Origin of the sequence: Bradyrhizobium sp. (genome assembly GCF_016462955.1) — a bacterium.
In the GTDB taxonomy this organism is placed as follows: Bacteria; Pseudomonadota; Alphaproteobacteria; order Rhizobiales; family Xanthobacteraceae; genus Bradyrhizobium.
This window is the reverse complement of record NZ_JAEMSD010000547.1, coordinates 1-4,222: the sequence shown is the minus strand read 5'-3', so window position 1 is coordinate 4,222 and position 4,222 is coordinate 1. Positions and strand designations below refer to the sequence as shown.

Genomic DNA, 4,222 nt, shown 5'->3' with positions numbered 1-4,222 from the left:
CCAACGTGCAGACCGTCGCCGCCGCGGCCGAAGAGATGGCCTCGTCGGTCGACGAGATCGGCCGCCAGGTCCAGGATTCCGCGCGCATCGCTGGCGAAGCCGTGCAGCAGGCGGTGCGGACCAACGATCATGTCGGAGAACTCGCAAGGGCCGCGGGGCGGATCGGCGACGTCGTCGAGCTCATCAGCCAGATCGCGGGCCAGACCAATCTTCTCGCGCTCAACGCCACCATCGAGGCGGCGCGCGCCGGCGAGGCCGGACGGGGCTTCGCCGTCGTCGCCTCCGAGGTCAAGGCGCTGGCCGAGCAGACCGCCAAGGCTACCGGCGAGATCAGCCAGCAGATCTCCGGCATCCAGGCCGCCACCGAGGATTCCGTCGGCGCCATCAAGTCGATCAGCGACACCATCTCGCGCATGTCCGAGATTGCCTCCGCGATCGCCGCGGCGGTCGAGGAGCAGGGCGCGGCAACGCGCGAAATTTCCCGCAACGTGCAGCAGGCGGCGCGCGGCACCCAGCAAGTCTCCGCCAGCATCGTCGACGTGCAACGCGGCGCGAGCCAGACCGGATCGGCCTCTTCCAATGTGCTCGCTTCCGCGCGGTCGCTGTCCGGCGAGAGCAGCCGCCTCAAGGTCGAGGTCGGAAAATTCCTGAACGCGATCCGCGCGGCGTAGCTTCACCTCTCCCGCTTGCGGGCAGGGCAATCGCATATGGGAATGATCTCGCCTGTGGCCATCCTTCGAGACGCCCGCCGTTGGCGGGCCCTCAGGATGAGGACCGCATGCGTTTCGCTGGTTTCAACGGGCACCGGTGCCGCTTAGCCTCACCCTGAGGGACCGCGAAGCGGTCGTCTCGAAGGGCGAGGCGCGCGCAGTGCAGTCGCTTCAGCTCAGAACTCCCCGTGCAGCCGTCCTGAAAACACCGACACCGGGCCGCGGTCGGCGTTGTAGGCGGGGTTGACGATGAGCTGATAGTCGGCGGTGAACGTCAGTGCCTTGTTCAGCGCGTAGGCGTAGTAGGTTTCCAGCACGCGTTCGCGGCGGTAGTTGAGCCGGCCGTCGCCGATCAGCGGGCCGAGACCACCGGCGGCGATGAAGTCGCGGTGATCCTGCGTGAGGGCGTTGACGGCGCCGGCGATGGCGACGACGTCGTCCGGCCGGCCCCAATTCGTTCCCTTCATGGAAACGCCACCCGACAGACTGCGGTCGATGTCGGTGAAGGCCATGATCTCGTTGCGGCCGTCGTTCCAGCTCCAGCGGCCGAACACGCCGATGTCGTCGGTGATGGCTTGTTCGAGGTTGAACGCGTAGCCGTACTTGATGCGGCCGCGGCGAGTCTGGCTGATGTCCACTCCGAACGCAGGATTGTCCAGCGTTTCGCGATAGCTGCCAGCAAAGGCGCTGTTGACGAAGCCGAGCGTGCGCAGCTTGCCGGGCCGGCCGAACAGCGAATAGCGCGTCTCGAGCTCCATCACATATTCGCCGCGGCGGCCGACATTCATGTCGAAATTGTTGGAGTTCGATTCCGCACCGATCAGGAAGTAGCCGGCCCGCAGCGCCCACTGCTTCTGGTTCAACTCGGCGGTGGCGCCGTAGCCGAGGCCGAGCTTGTCGGCGGCGTAGTCGAAGGCACCGGAGGCCCAGATCGACCAGTTCATGAAATCCTTGCGCGGATCGTGCGCGTAGGAATTGCCGTCGAACACGTCGACCACGGAGAACTTGCCGACCTGCAAGGTCAGGCGTGAGACATCGACCTTGCTCGCAAGCTGAAGCTGCCCGGAGGCAAGCTCCTCCTGCTCGCCGCCGAAGCCGAAGGTGTGTCGCACGAACAGCCGCGAAGCATTGAAGTGGGGATAGGGGAAGCCGGACTTCTGCGCTTCACCGTTGGGGAAACCCGCGGCACCCGTCGTGTTGTTGAACCCGAAGCCCTGCAAGAGTTCGGGATTGAAATAGATCTCGCCGCCGTCCCACAGCCGCGCATTCAGATAGAGCGAATTGCTCCATGTCTGCTGAAAATCGGGCGATGGAAGCAGGCTGTTCGGTCCGGTATAGGGCGCGCGGAACGCGGGGTAGCCCTGCCCCAGCGCGGTCGACTGGCCGTGGATTTCCCAACGATCCGATTCCGTATCGATCACGCTCGAGTTTGGATTGTAGGTCGGCACGCCCGGCCAGTCGATCTTGCGATTGAGACCAAGCCGCAGGCTGTGAAAATCCATCGACGAGGAATATTGCCCGCCGGAGGGGAAAGTGACGTCGGCGTCCGCGAACTTGCTGTAGAGATATTCCAGCCGGGCGCTCCAGTGCGGCGCGAACGCGTATTCGGCGCCACCGCCGGCGGTCCAGCCCAATCGCGTGTGCAGCACCTTCTCTTCGGTGCCGCCGGTCGGCGTCGAGAGGAAGCGCTCGCCGGCGAACGCCGCGCCGCCGGTCGCGTAAAACAGCCAGCTGCCTCTGGCGTAGCCGAGCCGCGCGCGCAGGCTCGCGACATAGTCCCAGCGTTCCTCCGCGCTCGACAGCGCAGTCACGGCCGATGAGACGACGTGATTGGAGGGAAGGTAGTTCGGGAAGGAGATATCGCCTTCGATGCCGAACAGGAAACCCGAGTTGAGGCGCCAATTGTAGCCGGCCTGGACGCCTCCCGTCGCGCCGTTGAACACGTGATTGTCGGTCGCGACCGTGGGATCGGCCAGCGTTGCCGCGGATGTGCCGCGTGTGAAGCCGGCATGCGCCCCGATGTAGAGCCCGGTCCAGTCGTAGATCGCTCTCTGCGCCGGAGCTTTCAGTGGCAGATCGGCCGTGTGGCCGGCGGCGGGAAAAGCCAGCACGCCCGCGGCAATCGCCGCGACCGTTCGCAAGCACCGGTGTCTGTGACCTCTCAACGCCAAAACGCACGCCCCCAAACGCGAATGTGTCCCACCCGCCGCGAATATCCCTGCCGGGTCGCGGCGATTCTGTCACCAGGCCTCGGCGCTCGAGGCGACCGGCCGGGATGGTCTCGAATGGCCTCGCCTTCGTCCCAAGTTCCTGAAGCTGCGAAAAAGCTTTATTGCGAATTATTCGCAAGAGCAATCGGTGCGCGCCGCCTCTGGAAATGGTTCGCACCACTCTGTGACGGGACTGCAACAACGCCCCTCCGTCTGGCGATCTGAACAGCCCGAGCGGAGCCCAGTCGCTGCGGGCGACTCATCGTCATCGGAGGCCAGGGAAGTGGCGGGGCAAGCGGGATGGCGAAGGCCGGCGTCGGTCGCCGACCGGCAGAAGCACCTAGCAGCCGCGACAGATACCCTTGATCTTCTTGTCGAGCAGCGCGTCCTCCTTGCTGGACGGACTGCTCGCCTCCGGTTTGCTCACCGCCGGGCTATTACTCGCGGGCGTGGGCGCGCCCCAGCGCTCCTGCCAGAGCTTCTCACCGATCGTGCAGACAACGCGCGGCTCCTTGTCCTTGAAGCGCGCCGGCGATTGTTTCGGCGTGAGCCCCGCCACTTCGAGAGCCAGTTTGGTGCGGATCGCCTTCGAAATTTTCACGGCTGGTGATCGGCAAAACAAACGAACCTGGGCCGCCAATCACGCAATCCTCATAGTACCAATCGATATGGTCGATATGCTGAAAGTCTGTCGGAGCAACGGGTGTCGCGTTGGTCATGACTGGCAGGCCGGTGATGACGATGCCCTGCTGCAACGCTGTGTCGCGTGCTGAGGTGACTGGATCGCCGTTGCTGTTTGGACCATCACCCGAGACGTCGATGATACGGCGCGGACCACGGTAGGGGTTCTGCTCAAACAGCGACGCGGCGAACTTAATTGCACTTGAAATCGAGGTGCGCGAGCCGCGGCGGATCGGTGCATTGGTGATTTCAGTTGCGACGGCCTTAGCCGCTGCCGGCCCGTCGATCTGTCGCCAGGGAACGATTATTTTCTGGTCGCCGGTTGCCGACCATTCGAAATAGGTCAGCGCGATCTTGCCGGCAGGACCGGCTCGCACCGCCCGGAGAAACTCCTGCGAGACAATGGCATTGGCATAGCCTTCGCGTTGGGCTGCCAGGTCCTCCGGCTTCATCGAGTAGGAAATATCGACTGCGATCACGAGTTCGAGGTCCACAGCGGGGTGGCTGTCGCCTTGAGGCACTGCTTTCGGCTGCGGGGCCGGGTCGGAAAACGCCTGTGCCGATGTCAGGATCGCACTCAGGATCGATCCAACCGAGACCCGCCAATTCACCCTCACCCTC

2 protein-coding genes and 1 pseudogene are annotated in these 4,222 nt (G+C 64.4%); 1 reads left to right on the top strand and 2 read right to left on the bottom strand.

What is annotated here, in order from left to right:
• The coding region (locus tag JHD07_RS34030; protein WP_291630128.1) for a methyl-accepting chemotaxis protein at positions 1-671 on the top strand (671 nt) is incomplete at its 5' end.
• Positions 672-886: 215 nt separating this feature from the next.
• On the opposite strand, the gene JHD07_RS34025 is transcribed toward JHD07_RS34030, so the two are convergent.
• Together JHD07_RS34025 and JHD07_RS34020 are read right to left on the bottom strand one after the other, a co-directional pair.
• Entirely contained in the window at positions 887-2,851 is a 1,965-nt protein-coding gene (locus JHD07_RS34025) for a carbohydrate porin (RefSeq protein WP_291630126.1), read from the bottom strand.
• Positions 2,852-3,377: 526 nt separating this feature from the next.
• Positions 3,378-4,212, bottom strand: a pseudogene (locus JHD07_RS34020) (DUF1194 domain-containing protein); the annotation flags it as partial.
• Positions 4,213-4,222: the final 10 nt, after the last annotated feature.